The 19,778-nt window shown below is 38.4% G+C and carries 17 protein-coding genes; 8 read left to right on the top strand and 9 right to left on the bottom strand.

Features of this window, described 5'->3' with window-relative positions:
• Positions 1–62: 62 nt before the first annotated feature.
• The 4 genes from ASG14_RS01480 to ASG14_RS01495 form a co-directional block, all read right to left on the bottom strand.
• On the bottom strand, positions 63–590 hold the full coding sequence (locus ASG14_RS01480; protein WP_056869298.1) for a hypothetical protein: 528 nt from the start codon (positions 588–590) through the stop codon (positions 63–65).
• A gap of 93 nt (positions 591–683) precedes the next feature.
• On the bottom strand, positions 684–1,328 hold the full coding sequence (locus ASG14_RS01485; RefSeq protein ID WP_056869299.1) for an HD domain-containing protein: 645 nt from the start codon (positions 1,326–1,328) through the stop codon (positions 684–686).
• 77 nt (positions 1,329–1,405) lie between these two features.
• Positions 1,406–1,684, bottom strand: coding sequence for a helix-turn-helix domain-containing protein (locus tag ASG14_RS01490; protein ID WP_056869300.1), 279 nt, complete (start codon positions 1,682–1,684; stop codon positions 1,406–1,408).
• A 200-nt stretch (positions 1,685–1,884) separates the two neighbouring features.
• Entirely contained in the window at positions 1,885–3,081 is a 1,197-nt protein-coding gene (locus ASG14_RS01495; RefSeq protein WP_056870191.1) for a class I SAM-dependent RNA methyltransferase, read from the bottom strand.
• A 72-nt stretch (positions 3,082–3,153) separates the two neighbouring features.
• Here ASG14_RS01495 and ASG14_RS01500 point away from each other — a divergent pair, with 72 nt between their 5' ends.
• From ASG14_RS01500 to ASG14_RS01510, 3 genes are all read left to right on the top strand, one after another.
• Positions 3,154–3,522 (top strand): DUF3127 domain-containing protein, encoded by a 369-nt coding sequence (locus ASG14_RS01500; RefSeq protein WP_056869301.1) that lies wholly within the window; start codon positions 3,154–3,156, stop codon positions 3,520–3,522.
• A gap of 223 nt (positions 3,523–3,745) precedes the next feature.
• Positions 3,746–5,563: a sensor histidine kinase KdpD gene (locus ASG14_RS01505; RefSeq protein ID WP_056869302.1), complete on the top strand. Its 1,818-nt coding sequence runs from the start codon at positions 3,746–3,748 to the stop codon at positions 5,561–5,563.
• Between the two features lie 180 nt (positions 5,564–5,743).
• Positions 5,744–6,439, top strand: a complete 696-nt coding sequence (locus tag ASG14_RS01510) for a response regulator transcription factor (protein ID WP_056869303.1) — start codon at positions 5,744–5,746, stop codon at positions 6,437–6,439.
• Here ASG14_RS01510 and ASG14_RS01515 read toward each other — a convergent pair whose 3' ends face one another.
• A complete protein-coding gene (locus ASG14_RS01515; protein WP_056869304.1) occupies positions 6,440–7,267 on the bottom strand; it encodes a menaquinone biosynthesis family protein in 828 nt (275 codons plus the stop codon).
• Positions 7,268–7,307: 40 nt separating this feature from the next.
• Positions 7,308–7,931 (bottom strand): futalosine hydrolase, encoded by a 624-nt coding sequence (gene mqnB / locus ASG14_RS01520; RefSeq protein ID WP_056869305.1) that lies wholly within the window; start codon positions 7,929–7,931, stop codon positions 7,308–7,310.
• Between the two features lie 100 nt (positions 7,932–8,031).
• On the opposite strand from mqnB, the gene ASG14_RS01525 reads away from it, so the two are divergent.
• From ASG14_RS01525 to ASG14_RS01540, 4 genes are all read left to right on the top strand, one after another.
• Positions 8,032–8,442, top strand: a complete 411-nt coding sequence (locus ASG14_RS01525; protein ID WP_056869306.1) for a 6-carboxytetrahydropterin synthase — start codon at positions 8,032–8,034, stop codon at positions 8,440–8,442.
• A gap of 6 nt (positions 8,443–8,448) precedes the next feature.
• The gene (gene folE / locus ASG14_RS01530; protein ID WP_056869307.1) at positions 8,449–9,084 is read left to right on the top strand and encodes a GTP cyclohydrolase I FolE; all 636 of its coding nucleotides are present in this window, start codon (positions 8,449–8,451) and stop codon (positions 9,082–9,084) included.
• Positions 9,085–9,148: 64 nt separating this feature from the next.
• Positions 9,149–10,030, top strand: a complete 882-nt coding sequence (gene fabD / locus ASG14_RS01535) for an ACP S-malonyltransferase (protein WP_056869308.1) — start codon at positions 9,149–9,151, stop codon at positions 10,028–10,030.
• Between the two features lie 87 nt (positions 10,031–10,117).
• On the top strand, positions 10,118–13,846 hold the full coding sequence (locus ASG14_RS01540; protein ID WP_056869309.1) for a HAMP domain-containing sensor histidine kinase: 3,729 nt from the start codon (positions 10,118–10,120) through the stop codon (positions 13,844–13,846).
• Here the strand turns inward: ASG14_RS01540 and ASG14_RS01545 are convergent, their stop codons facing one another.
• The gene (locus tag ASG14_RS01545; RefSeq protein WP_056869310.1) at positions 13,847–14,749 is read right to left on the bottom strand and encodes a hypothetical protein; all 903 of its coding nucleotides are present in this window, start codon (positions 14,747–14,749) and stop codon (positions 13,847–13,849) included.
• A 210-nt stretch (positions 14,750–14,959) separates the two neighbouring features.
• Here ASG14_RS01545 and ASG14_RS01550 point away from each other — a divergent pair, with 210 nt between their 5' ends.
• Positions 14,960–16,504: a glycoside hydrolase family 10 protein gene (locus ASG14_RS01550; RefSeq protein WP_056870192.1), complete on the top strand. Its 1,545-nt coding sequence runs from the start codon at positions 14,960–14,962 to the stop codon at positions 16,502–16,504.
• Here the strand turns inward: ASG14_RS01550 and ASG14_RS01555 are convergent, their stop codons facing one another.
• Both ASG14_RS01555 and nagB read right to left on the bottom strand, forming a co-directional pair.
• Positions 16,505–17,647 (bottom strand): acyltransferase family protein, encoded by a 1,143-nt coding sequence (locus tag ASG14_RS01555; RefSeq protein WP_056869311.1) that lies wholly within the window; start codon positions 17,645–17,647, stop codon positions 16,505–16,507. It abuts the gene before it with no gap.
• A 151-nt stretch (positions 17,648–17,798) separates the two neighbouring features.
• Entirely contained in the window at positions 17,799–19,718 is a 1,920-nt protein-coding gene (gene nagB, locus ASG14_RS01560; RefSeq protein ID WP_056869312.1) for a glucosamine-6-phosphate deaminase, read from the bottom strand.
• Between the last annotated feature and the right edge of the window lie 60 nt (positions 19,719–19,778).

Raw genomic sequence — 19,778 nt, forward strand, 5'->3', positions numbered from 1 at the left:
CAAAAATAGCTTTAAAAAGCTAATAAAATTAGTAAAAAAACATTCCTTTTTAGAGTAATTGGTTATGCCCGGCTCAGGCCATCTGGCGCTCCCTGCCTGCTCTTCTTCGCTACCTTTGAATAAGTTTCATGGTAATAAGTAAGTTCGCTAAAAAACTTTTCGGCTTCGTCCCGCTCATTTTTAATTGCACTAAAATTCGCTGTAAAATATGGGTCGATAAAATTGATTCGATAAAAATACATGCCGGTTTTTGAACAGAAAATCTCACTAACATTTTTAACGTTCTTCCAGGTGGCGAAAAAATCTTTTGTCTGGTAAATAAATGTCGGTTTATTCAGTTTAAAGAACAAGCCTTCATGACTCAGACTTATGTCCGCAGAGATAATAATCTTTTGATTGATTAGCCAGCGTAAAACTATCGTCATCAGCAATAATGAATTGGCCGTTATTGATATAAAAATATATTCTGAAAGTTGCGTGGAAAGGTTTAATAAAACCAATAAGGTTACTGCTGCTATGGCTGCTGGAACTGCGAGCATAAAAACCATCAGGGTGGTATTTTTGTGATAGTTTAATTGAAAGCTTTGCATGGCGTTAAAGTTTATTAAATGTAGCGCCAATGGGAAGCTTTTCAAATACCTCCTTTTGGGTATTTTTAAAAGGTAATTTTACCCTGCTAAGTACTAACTACCATCCCATTCCTTGTAAAACTGCTCAAGGTATGTTAACATGAAATTATGACGTTCCAACGCTATTTTTTTGCCTGCTTCGGTGTTCATCATATCTTTTAGTAATAGCAATTTCTCATAAAAATGATTGATGGTTGGCGCAGTAGTGTTTTTATAACTGTCTTTGCTTTGATGTTGTTCAGGCTTTATTTCCGGGTCATAAAGCACTCTGTTTTTAAAACCACCATAGGTGAAAGCACGGGCAATTCCAATTGCTCCTATAGCGTCGAGCCTGTCGGCATCTTGTACAATTTGCATTTCCCTGGATGAAAAACCACTTTCGTCGAAACTATTTTTGAACGACATGTTTTTTATAATCAGCTTAACATGAGTTATCGTTTCTGCATCAACCGAAATCGAGCTTAAAAACTTTTCGGCAATGTTTGGTCCAAGTTCTTCATCGCCATTATTAAATTTTGGGTCTGCAATGTCATGCAATAAAGCCGCAAAAGCAACAACTAACGGATGTCCGTTTTCGGTTTCGTTAATTGTTAAAGCTGTTTTATAAACGCGTTCAATGTGGAACCAGTCGTGACCAGCCTCTGCATTTTCAAGCGTTTTTTTTACGAAATCAATTGTGGAACTTATTACATCCTGCATACGATAAAATTTTTTTAAAGTTATCTTAATTAATGCAGGATGAAAATTAGTTTTCGATTTTTTGAGGATGGAAACATCTATTTTACAGAAGCTGTCTCTTCCTCAAGGGAAATGTTTTTTATTAATTCTTTATGATCGAGCGTAAGAAGATTTGTTACTTCAACATTTAAAATTGAAGCAATCTGAAATAGACGTTCGATTGTAAGTTTGCTGTAGCCAAGTTCAATTTTGCTGTAAGCATTCTGCGATATTTTTAGTTTTGCAGCCAGATAATCTTGAGTGTAATCTCTATATTCTCTAATTTTTCTAATGTTCCCGGCTACATTCTTCGTCTTTAAAGCCAATAGATCTTCCATAGGTAAGGATGTTTTTTAATATCTAATACCAATATAAACGAAAATTGTTCCGAAGAGGATCTCGAAATGTTTGATTTTTAACATAAAAGCGCTTTTTAACGCCTAAATGATAAGCTTACATCTGAAAAATTCAGGGCATGCACAGCTAAACTGTTTAAAGACAGTTGCATAACCTTTAGGAAACATTAAGAGACAGGATACTAACTGCTTACTGCTGTATCAAGCGGGTCTAATGGTTCTCTTCTACTGCCATCATAAAGCTCATATTCGAGCAAACGGCAATCTAATTTACCATTATAAAATTCAACTTTTTTAGAGGCCCGCAAGCCGATTTTCTTCGCCAAATCAGGATTTCCCGTGAAAATATAGCCTGTGTAACCTTTGCATTCCTTTTTCATGAAATCGCCCATGCGTTTGTAGGTTAATTCGAGCTTACTGTGAACGCCGAGTCGTTCGCCATATTCCGGATTGAAAACCACAACGCCTTTTCCATCTTCAGGTACAGGAGTTGCTTCGAAATCACAAACCTGAAAATCAATTAACGTATCTACGCCAGCGGTTTTAGCGTTTCTGCGGGTAACTTCAACAGCATCTTCAGAAATATCGGAGGCAATAATTTTAAGGTCGACATTCTTTAATACTTGATCTTTTAAAATTCTGCGTTCAGCAAAGAAAACCTCCTCGTTGTAACCCATAATGTGCATAAAGCCATAATTCATTCTATACAATCCCGGGGCACGGTTCGTCGCAATCAGCGCAGCTTCTATTGCCAAGGTTCCTGACCCGCACATTGGGTTCACAAATGGCGATTTTATATCCCATTGGGTAGCAAAAATAACGCCCGATGCAAGTGCTTCCAGCATTGGTGCTTTGCCCGGTATTTTTCGATAACCATGTTTTGCCAGCGTTTCTCCGGAAGTGTCCATAAAAACATCCGCTTCTGCATCTTTCCAATACAAATGAACAACGGTTCTATTGGCATCAGAACCTGAGTTTGGACGAATTCCTTTCTTTTCTTTTAGCCTGTCTACAATTGCGTCTTTTACTTTAAGATTAGCAAAGAGCGGAGTGGTAATGTTTGGATTATCCACGTTAGATGTTACAGAGAAATAACCTGTAAAATCGATGAGTTCTTCCCATTCTATGGCAGATATTTCCCGGTAAAGATCATCTGGCGTAATTGCCTTGAAGCTTTTTATTGAATATAAAATCTGACTTGCACAACGCAGGTTTAAATTAAGCTTAATGCACTCAGTTAGGGTTATGTTTAACTCTACACCGGTTGCAAAAGCTCTTTCTATGGTATAGCCCAGGGCGATAACTTCTTCTTGTAAATAGGGCGAAAGGCGCTTGTTGCAGGTAATAATTACCTTGCTTTTATTGTGGAAAACTTGCATCATATTGTATGCGAAGTTATCAATAAAATTATAGAGATTTGATCTTTATAGTACATTTAAGTAGTATTAGATATGGAAATTAAAGGAAAAGTACACGAAGTAGGTGCCACACAACAAGTAAGTGAAACGTTTAAAAAACGCGATTTAATAGTAGAATACGCAGAAAACCCAACATACCCGGAATATATTCGTTTCGAGGCTTTGCAAGATAAAGCTGCATTATTAGATAGTTTTAAAGCAGGCGATGAGGTTGAAGTATTTTTTAATTTACGTGGACGCCCTTGGACAGATAAAACAGGAAAAACATCATATTTTAATAGTTTGGTTATTTGGAGAATTAATGCAATTGCAGCTGGCGCACCTGCGGCATCAACTCCGGCTTACGCAGCCCCTGCTGATGTAAGTAATGCACCAGGCGAAGATGATGACTTGCCTTTCTAAATAAAGATTCTTTTTTAAGCAAACAATTTTGAACTAATGCCGGAAATTTTCCGGCATTTTTTTGTGTCCCTGATTTTTGTAAAACGCAGTCATGATTAGGGTTTTCTCGTGTTAAATTATGTTAAAAGCATACACATCAAGCCGTTATTAAGTAATTTTACGTTCTATTGGTTTTTGAGGGTGATTGTAATGTTAATCGCCACTTTAGGCAGGCAAAAGGTTAATGAGAAAAAGAAGTTTTTGGTTAATTACCGGTTTAATGACGGTAGCTTTACTTGGGGTTTTTGTAATGCAGTTGTATTACATCAGGGAGGCGTATAACCTAAAATCGCAGCTATTTGATGAACAAGTAAACCAAACTTTAACAGCCGTAGTAAACAAAATACAAAGGAGAAGCGCTGCCGATCGAATCAATAGAAAAGACATTGAGAATAGAATAAAGCGCAGCCAGGATTTGAGGCAGCGGCAGCTTGATATTAAAGATTTGCGCCAGCAATTCGCCGAGGCAGCAGATTTAAGACAAGCAGAACGAGAAAGCGAGATCGAAAAATACCTGAATCAGCAGGATAGCATTATCCGGGCCTCCTATCTGGCTCCGAAGGTAATTACCGAGAATGAGTTTGTGTCTTTATCTCCGGGAGGTTCTGCAAAATTAGATTTGCAGATGGATGCATTTGTAGACCTTAAAAACTACACAATTAAAGGTTACAGCATGCGTTCGAAGCCAATTTCGGCGGCAAAAACCTTTAACTTCAGAACAGTCCAATCTTTGCCGGATACCATTCGTTATCAGGTATTTGATGCACGTGGTTTTCCGTGGTTCGTGAATTTACCGAAGATATCTGACGATTTGGTGCGGAAATTTAAGCGGGAAGATAACCTGGCGAAACGAAAACTTGAATTGCAGATTGCGGCTTTAGGCAAAGATTCTCTGGCGTATAAACGCGGATACAATTTACTTGAGGATGTGGCAAAAGAAATGAACGAAAAAAATGTTCCTTTAAGCAAACGAATCAATTTTACTTCGCTTCAGGAGACGCTCAAAAAATCATTTTTAGACCATAACATTACGCAGGATTACAATTTTAGGGTAAAACTGGCTCAGAAAGACTCGGTTCTATATTTACAGGCTTCATATCCGCAGCAAACATTTTTGCCTAAAAATACATACCGCACAACACTTTTCGGTAACGATTTGTATCGCGACCCCGGAGTTCTGGAAATCAATTTTCCGAATAAGAATACAGCTATTCTTGGTAATCTAAGTGCAACGCTGGCCTCCTCAGTGGGTTTATTATTGGTGCTGGTTTTCATTTTCAGTTATACGCTTTATGCTATTTTAAAGCAGAAGAAAATCTCTGAAATGAAGACAGATTTTATCAATAACATGACCCATGAATTTAAAACGCCCGTTGCTACAATTATGATTGCGAGCGAGGCGCTGAAAGACCCGGAAGTTACAGCGGATAAGGCAAGGTTGAAACGGCTGGCAGGAATAATTTACGACGAGAATGTTCGGCTGGGAAGTCACATTGAGCGGGTTTTGAGTATCGCCCGGTTAGAAAAAGGTGAGCTTAAACTGGAAAATACAGAGGTAGACATGAACGATTTAATCGTGATTGTTCTGGACAGTATGAGCCTCCAGTTACAAAAGAAAAATGCCATTATAAACGTACATACTGATGCGGAGCATGCTACCGTTTTTGGCGATGAACTGCATCTCTCAAATGTGCTTTACAACCTAATTGATAATGCTAACAAGTACAGCAAGGATGTGCCCGAAATAACAATAACCACAAAAAACGCCGGTAAAAACCTAATTATCGAAATCGCCGACAATGGAATTGGAATGAGTAAAGAACATTCTAAACGCATATTTGACCAGTTTTACAGAGTGCCTACTGGAAACCTGCATGATGTTAAAGGTTTTGGTTTGGGCTTAAATTACGTGCAGGATATTATCAGGAAACTTAACGGAACAATTAAGGTAAGTAGCGAAAAAGATAGGGGAACAACCTTCGAAATATCTTTACCTTTATAATAAGGCGGGTTAGCCGCCGTTACATTAAGCTACTTCATTAATAAGTTGCGAAACAGTGGCTATAATTGAGCTTAAAGGGAGGAATAATTAATTTACCTATAAGTGCAATTAAACCGTAATGCAAAATCAGAATCAAACCTTTAGCGTAGTCATACTGCATAGATCACTAAACAGAAAAAAATGAAAAAAATACTTTTGGTAGAAGACGATCCAAATTTGGGCTTGCTATTGCAAGATTATCTACAGTTGAAGGGTAAGTTTGATGTTGTGCTATGTACCGATGGAGAAGAAGGCTTGAGGGCGTTTAACAAACAAAATTTCGACCTTTGCATTTTGGATGTAATGATGCCAAAAAAAGATGGTTTTAGTCTGGGGAAAGACATTAGAAAGATAAATGCTCAGGTACCGATGATTTTTGCAACCGCTAAAACAATGCTTGAGGATAAATCTGCTGCGTATGATTTGGGCGGAGATGATTACATTACAAAACCTTTTCGCATTGAAGAACTTTTGCTTCGCATAAACGCCATGTTTAAACGCGTTGCGGGTAAGAATGGAAATAGCGATGAACCTACAGAAAGCCAGTTTTCTATTGGAAAGTACAATTTCGATTATACCACTCAAATTATAACACGCGAAGATCAGGTTCAGAAATTATCAACCAAAGAGGCAGAACTTCTGCGGTTGCTATGCCTTAAAAAAAATACGGTACTAACCCGCGAGGAAGCATTGCTAACCATCTGGCACGATGATAATTACTTTAACGGCAGAAGTATGGATGTGTTTTTAAGTAAACTGCGGAAATATTTAAGAGAAGACCCTGCTGTTGAAATTATAAACGTACACGGAAAAGGCTACAAACTGCTGGTAAGCTAATTAAATATAGAGGTTTTGCTGAACCGCAGGAATCAAATTTCGTTCCTGCGCAAGTTTAAACAAAGTATCAACCGCTTTTCTACCTTCTTCGCCCAGGTTAATGCTATATTTATTCACATACAAGTCGATATGCTTGTACATCACAGCTTCGTCCATTTCCTGTGCATGTTGTTTTATAAATTCGATACAGGATTTTGGATGCGCAAAAGCATATTCAACCGATTGCCGAATTAAACGGTTAACTTTTAACTGAATTTCCTTATCTAAATTTCTGTTAATTACAATTCCACCTAATGGTATGGCACAACCCGTTAGCTTTTCCCAATAATCGCCTAAATCAACAATTTTATTTAAGCCTTTATCCTGATAGGTGAAACGATTTTCGTGAATAATTAATCCCAGATCTATTTGTTCTTCGAGCAAAGCAGCTTCAATTTCAGAAAATACCATCAACTCTTTATTCTGTAGCTGAGGGTAGGCAATACCCAAAAGGAAATTTGCGGTAGTGTATTTTCCGGGGATGCCGACTTTCAAATTTGCATCCAGGCCGCCGCTAAAATCTTTTTTACTGATGAGCAAAGGGCCAACGCCAAAGCCCAGAGCGCTGCCGGCATCAAGCAATGCATATTGGTCGGCAACATATGCAAAGGCATGAAAACTCAATTTTGTAATGTCTAATTCGCCCTTTAATGCCTTTTGATTTAGCGTTTCAACATCATCAAATAAAACTTCAAACTCCAAACCCTCAGTATCAATTTTATGGTGAATTAAGGCATCAAAGATAAAAGTATCATTAGGGCAAGGCGAGAAGCCGAGTGTAAGTTTCATAGTTCAAAATTAAGCTATGAAATAAATTAGTTCGTCATAATCAATTCATATCTGATAGAAAAGCGATTGCCCAGTCGTTTAAATTTTTAATCGCTAAACCGATTTTCCACTTGTCTTTGTTGCGTGGCTCAACATAGTTGGATATGCTTCTGATTTGTAAACAATCTATTTTTTCCTGCTGGCAGGCAAATAAAACGGCAGCGCCTTCCATACTTTCGGTTTTCGGATTTAAGCGCTCCAGCAAGTTTCTTATATTTTTTTCATTGCCGCTCACCCGGTTTACCGTAACGCCGTAAACCTTTGGTAAATTAACTTCAACCCTGCTTTCAGATGTAAAGGTGTTTTCGCCGAAGCCTAAATCGGTTATTGGTAAAAAGTTTTCTCCGTCTTCTGCCCCAAGTTCGGCAAAGGTATCATGGGTAATGTTTACCAGGCTGCCAAGTTCCATTTGCCTGTCGAAACATCCAGCTATGCCTAAATTTAAAACGAGGTTGTACTTGTATGATAAATGCTTGCCTAATGCATAGGCCGTTGCAACCATACCCACACCAGTAATTAAAATGTCGAAATTTCTTTCTTCAATAAAATCCCCTTCCTGCAGATTGAAATGCTGATACAGAAAGGTAAGTTCGGCTTTTGTAGCGGCTACAACTAATGTTTTCATGAAGTAAATTTAGCGCATTCTTTTCATTAAAATATCTTTCTTTAGCCTTTCGTGTTTAGGCTTAAAGCATTATGAGTATATTTGTGGTTTAATTATAATAATGATTTATATAACGAGAAAAGCATCATTTAATGCAGCGCATAAGCTGGCCCGAACCGATTGGGATGATGAAAAAAATGCTGAAGTGTACGGCAAATGTGCCAATCCTAACTGGCATGGTCATAATTATTGGCTTTATGTAACCGTAAAAGGTGAGGTCAACCCGGAAACAGGTTTTCTTGTAGACCTTAAATGGTTAAAAGATGTGATGAACACTTGTGTTGTAGATAAGGTAGATCATAAAAATTTAAACCTCGATGTAGACTTTATGAAAGGCAAACTGGCTTCTACAGAAAATCTGGCAATTGCAGTTTGGGATCAATTAGTAAATCCAATTGCCGAAGCCGGTGCAATTTTGCATGCCGTTAAAATTTACGAAACTGAAAATAATTACGTTGAATATTTTGGTTAAGCCTTAATGGAAAAGAAAGATATTTTGAAAGAAGAATCAATAGACGGTTATGTAAAAATCGATCGATATGATGAATCGAAAATCGACGCTGTTGCTGCGCATTATAAAGATATTTTAGGTCAGTTAGGTGAAAACCCGGAACGTGAAGGCTTAGTGAAAACACCTGAACGTGTTGCAAAAGCGCTTCAATATTTAACGCATGGCTACGATTTAAAGCCTGATGAAATATTGCGGTCAGCAATGTTTGAGGAAGATTACAGTCAGATGGTTGTTGTTAAAGACATAGAGGTTTATTCGATGTGTGAACACCATATGTTACCGTTTTTTGGCAAGGCACATATTGCCTACATTCCAAACGGACACATTGTTGGCTTAAGTAAAATACCTCGCGTGGTCGATGCCTTTGCCCGCCGCCTGCAGGTTCAGGAGCGGCTGACAAACGAAATAAGAGATTGCATACAAAATACTTTGAGCCCAATGGGTGTTGCGGTAGTTATAGAGTGTAAACATTTGTGCATGGCTATGCGTGGAGTACAAAAGCAAAATTCAGTTACCACTACATCGGCTTTTACCGGCACATTTTTAAGTAACGATAAAACAAGAGCAGAATTTTTGAGGTTAATTACTGCAAGTTTAGATTAATTGCTCAATTGAAAAGGTACAAGTACCAATATTGAGTGGAAGCTCATTTTTTAAAAGAAAGATAATGAAAGCATATATTTTCCCTGGTCAGGGAGCACAGTTTGTGGGCATGGGTAAAGACCTTTATGAAAACGCCACAGCTGCGGCATTATTTGAAAAGGCCAATGAAATTATTGGTTTTAGAATTAGCGACATTATGTTTGGTGGCACTGATGAAGAGCTGAAACAAACCAATGTAACACAGCCTGCAATATTTCTGCACTCGGTTATTTTAGCGAAAGTTTTAGGAGATAATTTTAAGCCTGATGTGGTTGCCGGTCATTCTCTTGGAGAGTTTTCAGCTTTAGTAGCTGCAAATGCTTTAAGTTTTGAAGATGGCTTGCGGTTGGTTATTGCCAGGGCGAATGCAATGCAAAAAGCTTGTGAAGCGCAACCATCAACAATGGCGGCAATATTGGGTTTGGCAGATGATGTGGTTGAAAAGATTTGCGAAGAAATCGACGCAGTAGTTGTTCCGGCAAATTACAATTGCCCAGGGCAACTGGTTATTTCTGGCAGTATTGAAGGAATAGATTTGGCTTGCGCAAAGCTTACCGAAGCAGGCGCCAAAAGGGCTTTGAAATTGAATGTGGGTGGCGCATTTCACTCACCATTAATGGAGCCTGCAAAAATTGAGTTGCAAGCGGCAATAGAAGCTACAAACATCTCGGTGCCAGTTTGCCCGGTTTATCAAAATGTAGATGCCAAGCCTTACACCGACCCGGATCAGATTAAACAAAACTTAATTAAACAGTTAACCGGAGCAGTGCGCTGGACCCAAACTGTTACAAATATGCTTGAAGATGGCGTTAGCGAATTCGTAGAGGTTGGGCCAGGAAATGTACTTCAGGGCTTGGTTAAAAAGGTAAGTAGAGAGGTTGCCACAAGTAGTGCAACCTTAAGTTAAGCAATAAGTAAATCTATTATTCAACGCCATAAACCCAGCCGTTTATGGCGTTCTTTTTTATAATATTTAATATCTTTATCAAAATCGATGAAATTGAGCTTTGGTGTAAAAATAAGATTTCTGTTGTTTGTTCTGGGATGCTGTCTTATTGCAACATCAATTTCATTAAATCGCTTTACCACTAAAAAAGTTTTGCTCGAGCGTGAAGCAAAAAAAATTCAGGAAAACCTTCGTTCAAAAGAAGATATTGTTGATAGATTCTTATCCAACAAAAAAGAGTTAGCCAAAGCTAAGCGATATCATGTTGATACAAAAAATGCCCTCAACTTTTTAGATTTATACCGCACCGCCGGGATTAACCTTCAAACGTTTCAAAACAATAATTTAAAGTATTGGAGCAGCATTAAAGTGCTGGATATAAACCCAAAAACAATAAAGGAAGGTAAATCAGTTCTGTATTTTTCTAACGGATTTTACGAGGTTATCAAGAAAACTGACGGCGATTTTGTTTTCGTATTTTTAATATCCATTCAATCTAAATATGCGGTTCCTGAAAACAGGTATTTTAAAAATGAGATGGATCCTCAATTATCCGACTCAAAAATAATTACTTTATCCGAATATAATGATGCCGATGTTTATTCGATAAGGAGCAACGATAACACCTTTCTCTTTTCATTAAAAATAAAACCGGGCTACACTGATAATTACTATTCAGAAACACAGGTTTGGCTCTTTATAGCAGGCATTTTGTGCATTTGTATGTTCTTTAATTCGCTCTGCTCGTTCATTGCCAGACGCGGCCATTTGGTTTTGGCAAGTATTTTGTTTTTGGCTTTTTTTGTAACAGGGCGTTTAACAGATATCAGTTTCGGGTGGTTTAATCATCATTTCCCTTTAGAGTTATTCGATCCAAAAATTTACGCGGCAAATGATCTTATGCCATCGCTCGGCGATTTTTTAATGAATGTTTTCGCCGGAACATGGTGGTTACTGTTTGTTTACAACCATAAAGAACAATATAAATTTCCAGAGTGGATAAGGAAAAATAAGGCCTTTGGGTTAATTATTCACGTTGTTTTTCTAATTCACATTTCGCTTATCGCCTTCTTTGTTGATGATTTGTTTTTTGGGCTTATTAATAATTCAAAGATAAATTTCGATATCATCAATATTTTAAAACTGAGCGGAAACAGTTGGGTTAGTATCGTAATTTTATGCCTGGCCTGGTTTCAGATTTACCTGATAACTGTAGTTTCTATCGAAGTAACTAAACAGCTAAACGTTACCAACAAGGAACGTTTAATCTTATTTTTAACAGGTTTTGCAGGTATTTTTGTTTACAAGCTGGCAACTGATTTTACTGCATTTTTCATCGTATTTGCATTGGTTCTTTTTATTATTGGGAGGATAACTTATGTTAAAGAAAAGTATTTTTCTGTTGGATTGCTTTCCGTTTTATTTTTCTGTCTGGCCTTTAATACATCCATAAAATACATCAAATACAAAGACATTAAAGAACGCAGCGAAAGAGAACTCCTGGCGAGGAAAGTTCAATCATCAGAAGATCCAAATGCAATAATTGCTTTAAGTAAGCTGGAAAGGCAACTGCTCGAAGATGAGTTTTTGGTTAAGTATTTTACTAATAATCAAACCGCCAATTTTGCGGTTTTGAAGAACCACATCAGAGGTTATTTAGATGGATACCTAACCCGATACGATTATAATATTTTCGACTACAATAAGTTTGAAACGGCTATAAATAATGCAGAGGCACAGCCTATAGAAAAGTATAAGCGTTTGGTAGAATCCGGCTCAGTAAAAACCGAAGCCTCCAACTTTTTTTATCAGGTAAACAACACTTTTGGCTATCAGGATTATTTCGGGATTATTCCGGTAGTGAAAAATAACAACCTTCTTGGTACTTTAATTATCGAGTTACGCTCTAAGCCTTACAATTACAGTAATCGTCTGCCCGATTTGCTTGCCGACCAGAAATACAATAAGGATGAAGAGTTTAAGAATTATTCGATTGCCCTTTACAGCAACAACAAGCTATTAAACCAATCTGGTACCTATACTTATCCATTAGACGGCAGTATTTACAAAGGTAAATTAAACGATTTTGTGATTTCAAATGATGATAATTTGCACTACAGCAACCTAATCTTCAAGCCGAGCAACTCTAAAATGGTTGTAATCAGCAAAGAAAAAGTTGGTTATGTTGAAAGACTGGCGGCTCTTTCATTCTTTTTTCTGGTTTTTATTATTTTTTGCATTTTACTCTATGGTCTTGTATGGCTCATTAAAAACCTTGATGATGACAGGGTAGGGTGGTTTAGCATTAACCGTTCGTTAATGATTAATGCCAACAAAATTTTATATAAAACGAGAATCCAGGTAACGATAGTTTTAACGGTTGTGGCCACGCTAATGGTTGTAGGTTGGACAACCTATTGGTACATGAATAATGAGTACCGCGGGCAGCAAGATATTTTAATAAAAGATAAAATTAGAAAAGTTCAGCAGAACTTTGAAAAGCAGGTTTTTAACGAAGGTAAGATTAGTACTGATGAAAACGCCATAGCCGATTTCAATAATTTTGCCGATGTAAACAATGCGGACTTGACGCTTTATGATACCAAAGGGGATGTAATTATGACGACCTATCCAAAGCTCTATAATTTTAAAATAATTGGGCGTAAGATGGGTACTAAAGCGTTTTTAAATTTAGGAGGCCTTCAACGCTCAGAATTTATAAACCAGGAAGAGAAAATTGGCAATTTGACCTATGCAGCGGCTTATGCCCCGATTAGGAACGCTCAAAATAAAACAATCGCATATATTGGTTTGCCGAATTATTCTAATGAGGATGAATACAAAGATAAGATAGCACTCTTTGTAAGTAACCTGATAAATTTATATGCGCTCGTCTTTGTGGCAATTGGGGTGCTGGCAGTTTTCCTTGCGAATCAGATTACTAGTCCACTTACTTTTTTACAAGAAAGCTTTAGCCGCACAAAAATTGGGCAGAAGAACGAGCCAATTGTTTGGCGGCGTCATGACGAGATTGGGGCACTTATTAAAGAATACAACAATATGATTGGCGCACTGGAAGATAGTGCCATTAAACTTGCCCGATCTGAAAGAGAAAGTGCCTGGAGGGAAATGGCAAAACAAGTTGCCCACGAGATTAAAAACCCGCTTACGCCATTAAAACTAGGCGTTCAGTTACTGGAGAAATCCTGGAGAGAGAAAGACCCGAACTTTGAACTCAAATTCAATAAGTTCAGTAAATCTTTTATTGAACAGATAGATAGTCTTTCAAAAATAGCTTCTGAATTCTCCAATTTTGCCAGGATGCCCGATACCAAACTTGAGCAGACAGCGGTACTTTCTGTGATAGAACAAGCCAGGGAAGTTTTCAGAACCGCAGAATTTGTAGATATAAACATCACCAATAGGGCTACAATTAATGTTTACATTCAGGCTGATAAAGATCAGTTGCTGCGCTCTTTCAATAACCTGTTTAAAAACGCCATCGAAGCAAACGATGGTGATTTGGAGTGCGAAATAAATGTGTTAATTTATAATGATAACAGGAACGCATATATCGAAATAAAAGATAATGGTAAAGGCATTCCTGCAGGCTTACATGATAAGATTTTTGTTCCAAATTTTACAACCAAAACTTCGGGTACAGGCTTAGGATTAGCATTTGTTAAGCAGGCTATTGAAAATGCAGGAGGAAATATCAGTTTTACTTCGGTGATAGGTAAAGGAACAACATTTTACTTAAACTTCCCTTTGGTTTAATTAACGCAATTCCAGCTGGGCTTTACCCATTGTAGCGCCATCAGTGTAAAGGATTACGGTGTAAATACCTTTAATGTAAGGCTTAGGATTTGCCCAATCAATAGTGTAGGTGCTATTGTCGTTATTATAGTCGATGTAAACGGAGTGCGTATATTGCATCTCTTGTCCGTCTGCTTCAAAGCGGTTGCTCTCGTCGGCTAATAAATTTCCGGCAGGGTCAAAAACCCTTAAAAAAACGTTGTGATGCCCTTTTTCGGCAAGCTCATTTGGGATTACGTTGAAACGTACACTCAGTTTTTCGGTCGTTGATGACTTGCTAACTTCAATTTTTTTTCCGCTAGACTTTGTTCTGAATGCGATAATTTCCGCTTTCTGAACTTTTAATGCTGCGGCCGTTTTAACTTTCGCATTTAAGTTAGAATTTTCGTTTGCCAGGCTGTTGGCTTTGTCATTCGCCACCTTAACCGAATTTTCCAGACTATCTTTCGTTGATTTTAAGAATATATTTTCCTTCTGCAGCTGGATGACCTGGTCATTGTAGTTTTTAATAAAAATTTTCAGCTCATCAATCTGAGTTTGTGCCTTATCCAATTCTGCCTGCGTAATTTTGCCTTTCTCGAGGGAAATTTTTAATTCTGCAATTTTTTCTCTGGCCAGTTGCTGCTCCCCAACAAGTTTTTCATTCAAATCAAGATTAAGTGCATTTACTTTGTCAAGCTCAACTTCGATTTTCTCTACCTCTAAGCGCAGTTTATCTTTTTCGGTACTTACCGTAACCAGGCGTTCGCCTTGTTGCCGATCTTTAAAAAAAAGGTAACCATTAGTGCCAATTAATGCGGCAATTACAATTATCAGAAAGTAAATTTTGTTTCTATCGCCTTTATTAACGTTTTGTGGTTCCATTCTTAATAATGCTCATTTCGTTTCAGTTTAATATAATTGATGTCTTCATAGGTAAATGGTAACACAACTAAGGTTTGTAAAAGGTGGCGCAAATTAAAATTTTTCATAAAATTATATGAGTTTTTAAAAAAAATCGTTTAATTGCCAGGGTTCGAAAACTATCTTATTTTCGAACACACACTCATCCTGAATAAAAAAACATACATAATAATGCTTAAAAACTTTCTATACGCACTTTTATCTTTAACTATACTACCTTATATATTAAATGCACAACCAACATCAAAAATTGCACCAAAAAGAGAGTTTAGGGGCGTTTGGGTAGCCACAGTAACCAACATAGATTGGCCATCAAGGCCAGGATTAACGGTCGATCAGCAAAAGCAAGAATTGATTGGAATCCTTGAAAAACACAAATCACAAGGTTTAAATGCAATCCTTTTACAGGTTAGGCCTGCCGCAGATGCCTTTTATGCTAAAGGCAGGGAGCCGTGGAGCCAGTGGCTAACAGGGAAACAAGGCTTAGCACCTGCGCCGGGTTACGATCCTTTGGAGTTTGCCATAAAAGAAGCTCATTTTAGGGGGATGGAATTGCATGCCTGGTTTAATCCTTACAGAGCTAGTATGAATATGTCAACAGCTTTAAGTGCCGACCACGTAACAAAGGCGCATCCGGATTGGTTCTTTAATTATGGGGGGAAAAGACAATTCGACCCGGGAATACCTGAAGTTAGAGAATACATTACGCAGGTAATTTTAGATGTGGTAAAAAACTATGACATAGATGGCATCCACTTCGACGATTACTTTTACCCTTATCCAATTGCCGGCCAGAGGATTGATGATGGTAACACCTTCTATAAATACCCAAACAACTTTTCTAATATCAAAGATTGGCGGAGAAATAATGTTGATCTGCTAATAAAAATGGTTGATGACAGTGTGCACCACTACAAAAAATATGTAAAATTCGGGATAAGTCCCTTCGGTATCTGGCGAAACAAATACGAAGATCAGGAAGGATCTGCGAGTAATGGCCTTTCAAATTACGCAGAACTTTACGCTGACAGTCGTAAATGGATTAAAGAAGGCTGGGTAGATTACATCAACCCTCAGATATACTTTAGTTTCAGTAAAAAAGTTGCTCCATATGGTGTGTTGTTAGATTGGTGGAGCAACAATGCTTACGGGCGGCACGTTTATGTTGGCCATGCGGCTTATCTTGTAAATTCCAGAGCAGAAATGGCCTGGCGTAATCCGACCGAACTGCCAAGTCAAATTAGGGCACTCCGGGAGAATAACCGTATTCAAGGCAGCGTTTACTTCTCTTCGAAATCGTTAAGTACGGTGGCAAGGGCTTTTGGAGATTCTTTAAAAACCGATTTATACAAATACCCAGCTTTACCACCACAAATGCCATGGTTGGATGAAACACCGCCAAATCAACCGCAGTTGTTAACAGCAGACGCATTGAAGGATGGCGTGCATTTAAAGTGGTTAATGCCTTTGAAAGCCCGGGATGGCGAAACAGCATCAGGCTTTGTGATTTATCGCTTTGCGGAAGGTGAAAAAATCTCCACCCTCGACCCCAAAAACATCTTAAAAATTAGTTTCGAAGACTACCTTTCTTTTATAGATACTACAGTAGAAAGCGGAAAGCGATACAGCTATTTAGTTACCGCATTGGACAGGTTAAAAAATGAAAGCGAACCCAGCGGGCCAGTTGGCGTAGAAATTCCTTTGGCAAAAGAATAGTTAAACTTTAATAATGATATTCTTTTTGTACATGAAATAAAGTAAAACATAAAACCCCAGTACATAAGTTATCGCCCAAACTAAGGAGGCATTTATCGGCGAAAAAAACGGTAAGTAGCAGGTTTCATAAAAACGTACCAGGATACCGGTTTTTTCGCCATCGGGCTTCGTTACCTGAAGTAAGTTAAGTACTCGCGGCATTAGGCCGGCAAGGAAAAATACTGTTATCGCATTAACTCCATAAACAACGAATGGGGTGGTAAACTTTTTATATCCCTGAACGTCGATTACCCAGTAGCAAAGTGCCAAAGCTACAGAGGCCAATCCGCCGGCGTACAATACATAAGAGCTTGTCCAGAGGGCTTTGTTAATTGGAAATTGCAAATCCCAAAGCAAACCTAAAACAACAGCTGCTATACCGGCACTAAACAGCCACGCTACTTTTGTAGCGTTATCAACATCTTTTCTTCGCATCCAAATGCCAACCAGAATACCGAACAAACAGGTTCCTATTGCCGGCAAGGTACTTAAAACACCTTCCGGGTCCCAGGTTTTTGATGAAGCCCAGGTATGGGATTCTGTTAAAATACCTCTGTCTATCCAAGCTGCTAAATTGGTTTCTTTTTCCATATTGGGATAACCAACACCGGGCACAGGAACAAATGTCATCAATGCCCAATAAACCGCAAGAATTACAATTAATGTTTTGAAAATTGTTTTCTGCGATGCTTTTAAAAATATGATGCTGCTGATGATGAACACGATGCCGATGCGCTGAAGAACACCCAACAGTCTTACGGTTTGAAACGCATGAGCAGGGTCATTAAGCAGTTTTCCGAAAATTGCTAAAAAGAACCCCAAAAAATAAAGGATCAGGCCTCTTTTTACGGCCTTAATTATTGTTTTTTTATGCGAAGAAGGATCTGCTTTGCTACTGCTCATTGCAAAAGCGATGGAGACGCCTACAATCCACAGAAAAAAAGGGAAAACTAAATCGGTTGGTGTGCAACCATTCCATTCGGCATGCTCAAGTGGTGCATAAATGTGTGCCCAACTGCCCGGGTTATTAACTAAAATCATAGCTGCAACTGTTAATCCTCTTAAAAAATCGAGTGATAATAAACGTTGTTTTGGCTGGGTCATTTTTAGGCTGGGTTAGATTTTGAAACTAATTTAGAGTATTGTTTTAATAAATTGAAATATTGAAAAAATAAGTTCAGAATGGTTCAGACAAAAAAAATCCTGCATTGAATTCACAATGCAGGATTTTTCTATTGAAACAGTTTACTTACTGCTAAAACTTCCAGCGAACAAAAGCTTCCATCGCTTCATACTCCGCTAAACCTAAAGCATCATAAGCTTTTGCAGTATCGCGATTGCGGTCTTCGGCTCTCTGCCAGAATTCCCTTGCATCGTCACCTGGAAAAACAGCTCTGTCTTTCTGACTTTGGTGTTTAAAAATCGCGTATTTTTTGCGCTCAAGTTCCTGCGGACTAATTGGCACCGCCATTTCGATCTCATGGGTTTCGAACTCATGCCATGCGCCACGGTACATCCATAACCAGCAATCGTTTGCCCATTCTTCTGTTTTACGTAATTCAGTTAAAGCAGCTAAAATAATATTAAAGCAAACCAAATGGGTGCCATGTGGGTCTTCAAAATCACCGGCTGCAAATATTTGCTGCGGTTTCACTTGTTGTAAAAGCTCAATCGTTAACTGTACATCAGCATTTGTTACCGGTTTTTTTTGGTTTTTGCCACTTTCATAAAAAGGAAGCGCCTGAAAATGAATGTGGTCATCTTCAAGGCCACAATACCGGGCACCGGCAATCGCTTCACCTTTCCTGATTAAGCCTTTAACAGTCTGAATTTCCGGAGTATCCACCTGGTTTGGCTTTTTCTGCTCGATAAAAGCCCTCATTTTATGATAGAGTTCTTGTAAATGGGTATTATCCATGCCCATCTTCTCGGTAAAATCAACATTAAATTCCACAAATCTCAAAGCGTCGTCGTCCCAAACTGCCGTGTTACCCGAGGTTTGATAAGCTACGTGTACATCATGTTTCTGATCGACTAAACGGATGAACGTTCCGCCCATAGAAATTACGTCATCATCAGGATGAGGAGAAAATATTATGACACGCTTTTTCGCAGGCTCTGCCCGCTCGGGGCGTTGCGAGTCGTCTGCATTTGGTTTACCGCCGGGCCAACCTGTAATGGTATGCTGTAATTTGTTAAAAATATGGATGTTGATGTTATAAACAGGCCCTTTTTCGGTGGCAAGTTGTGCCATGCCATTATTGTTATAATCATCTTCAGTTAGTTTTAATATCGGTTTTTTTAGGGTATTTGCAAGCCAGATAACTGCTTTACGAATTAATGCGTCGGTCCAAACACAATCCTTAACCAACCAAGGGGTGTCAAATCTGGTCAAATTAGAGGCTGCCGGAGCATCTAAAATGAACTCTACATTATCAGAAAGTTGAAGATACGTTGCCGGAACTTCGCCAGAAATTTCACCTTCTACGGCTTTTTTAATAATTGAAGCTTTTTTACGGCTCCAAGCCATTAAAATAATCTCGCGAGCTTTAAAAATAGTTCCTATACCCATGGTGATGGCTTTTGTAGGAACAAAACTTTTCCCACCAAAATCACGGGCAGCATCTCTTCGTGTTAAATCGTCCAATGTTACCAAACGCGTTCCGGAGTTTGGCGCAGAGCCTGGCTCATTGAAACCGATGTGACCAGTACGGCCGATACCCAAAATCTGAATGTCGAGGCCACCTAAATCTCCGATTTTCTTTTCATAATCCAAACAAAAGGCAGGAATGTCTTCCAACGCCAGGGTTCCATCCGGAATGTGTACATTATTTTTATCGATATCGATATGGTCGAAAAGATTTTCGTTCATAAACGTAACGTAACTTTGCGCCGCATTTGGGAGCATCGGATAATATTCATCCAGGTTAAAAGTTATTACGTTTTTAAAACTTAAGCCTTCCTCTTTATGCAGTCTAACCAGCTCGGCATAAACCGCAATCGGCGTAACACCTGTTGCTAAGCCCAGTACTGCAGGTGTGTTGGATGCTTGTTTTCTTTTGATGAGATCTGCGATGCGATGTGCAACATTTACAGAAGCAATTTTAGGATTTTCGAACACGCTTACCGGTAGTTTCTCGAAGCGCGTCTCCTCCAGTAGATTTAATCTTGCCATTTTTTTTGTATGGATTTTAATGTACGGAGCAGTAAATATAGAAAGATATGGTCGGTTTTT

Source organism: Pedobacter sp. Leaf194 (genome assembly GCF_001423945.1).
Classification (GTDB): domain Bacteria; phylum Bacteroidota; class Bacteroidia; order Sphingobacteriales; family Sphingobacteriaceae; genus Pedobacter.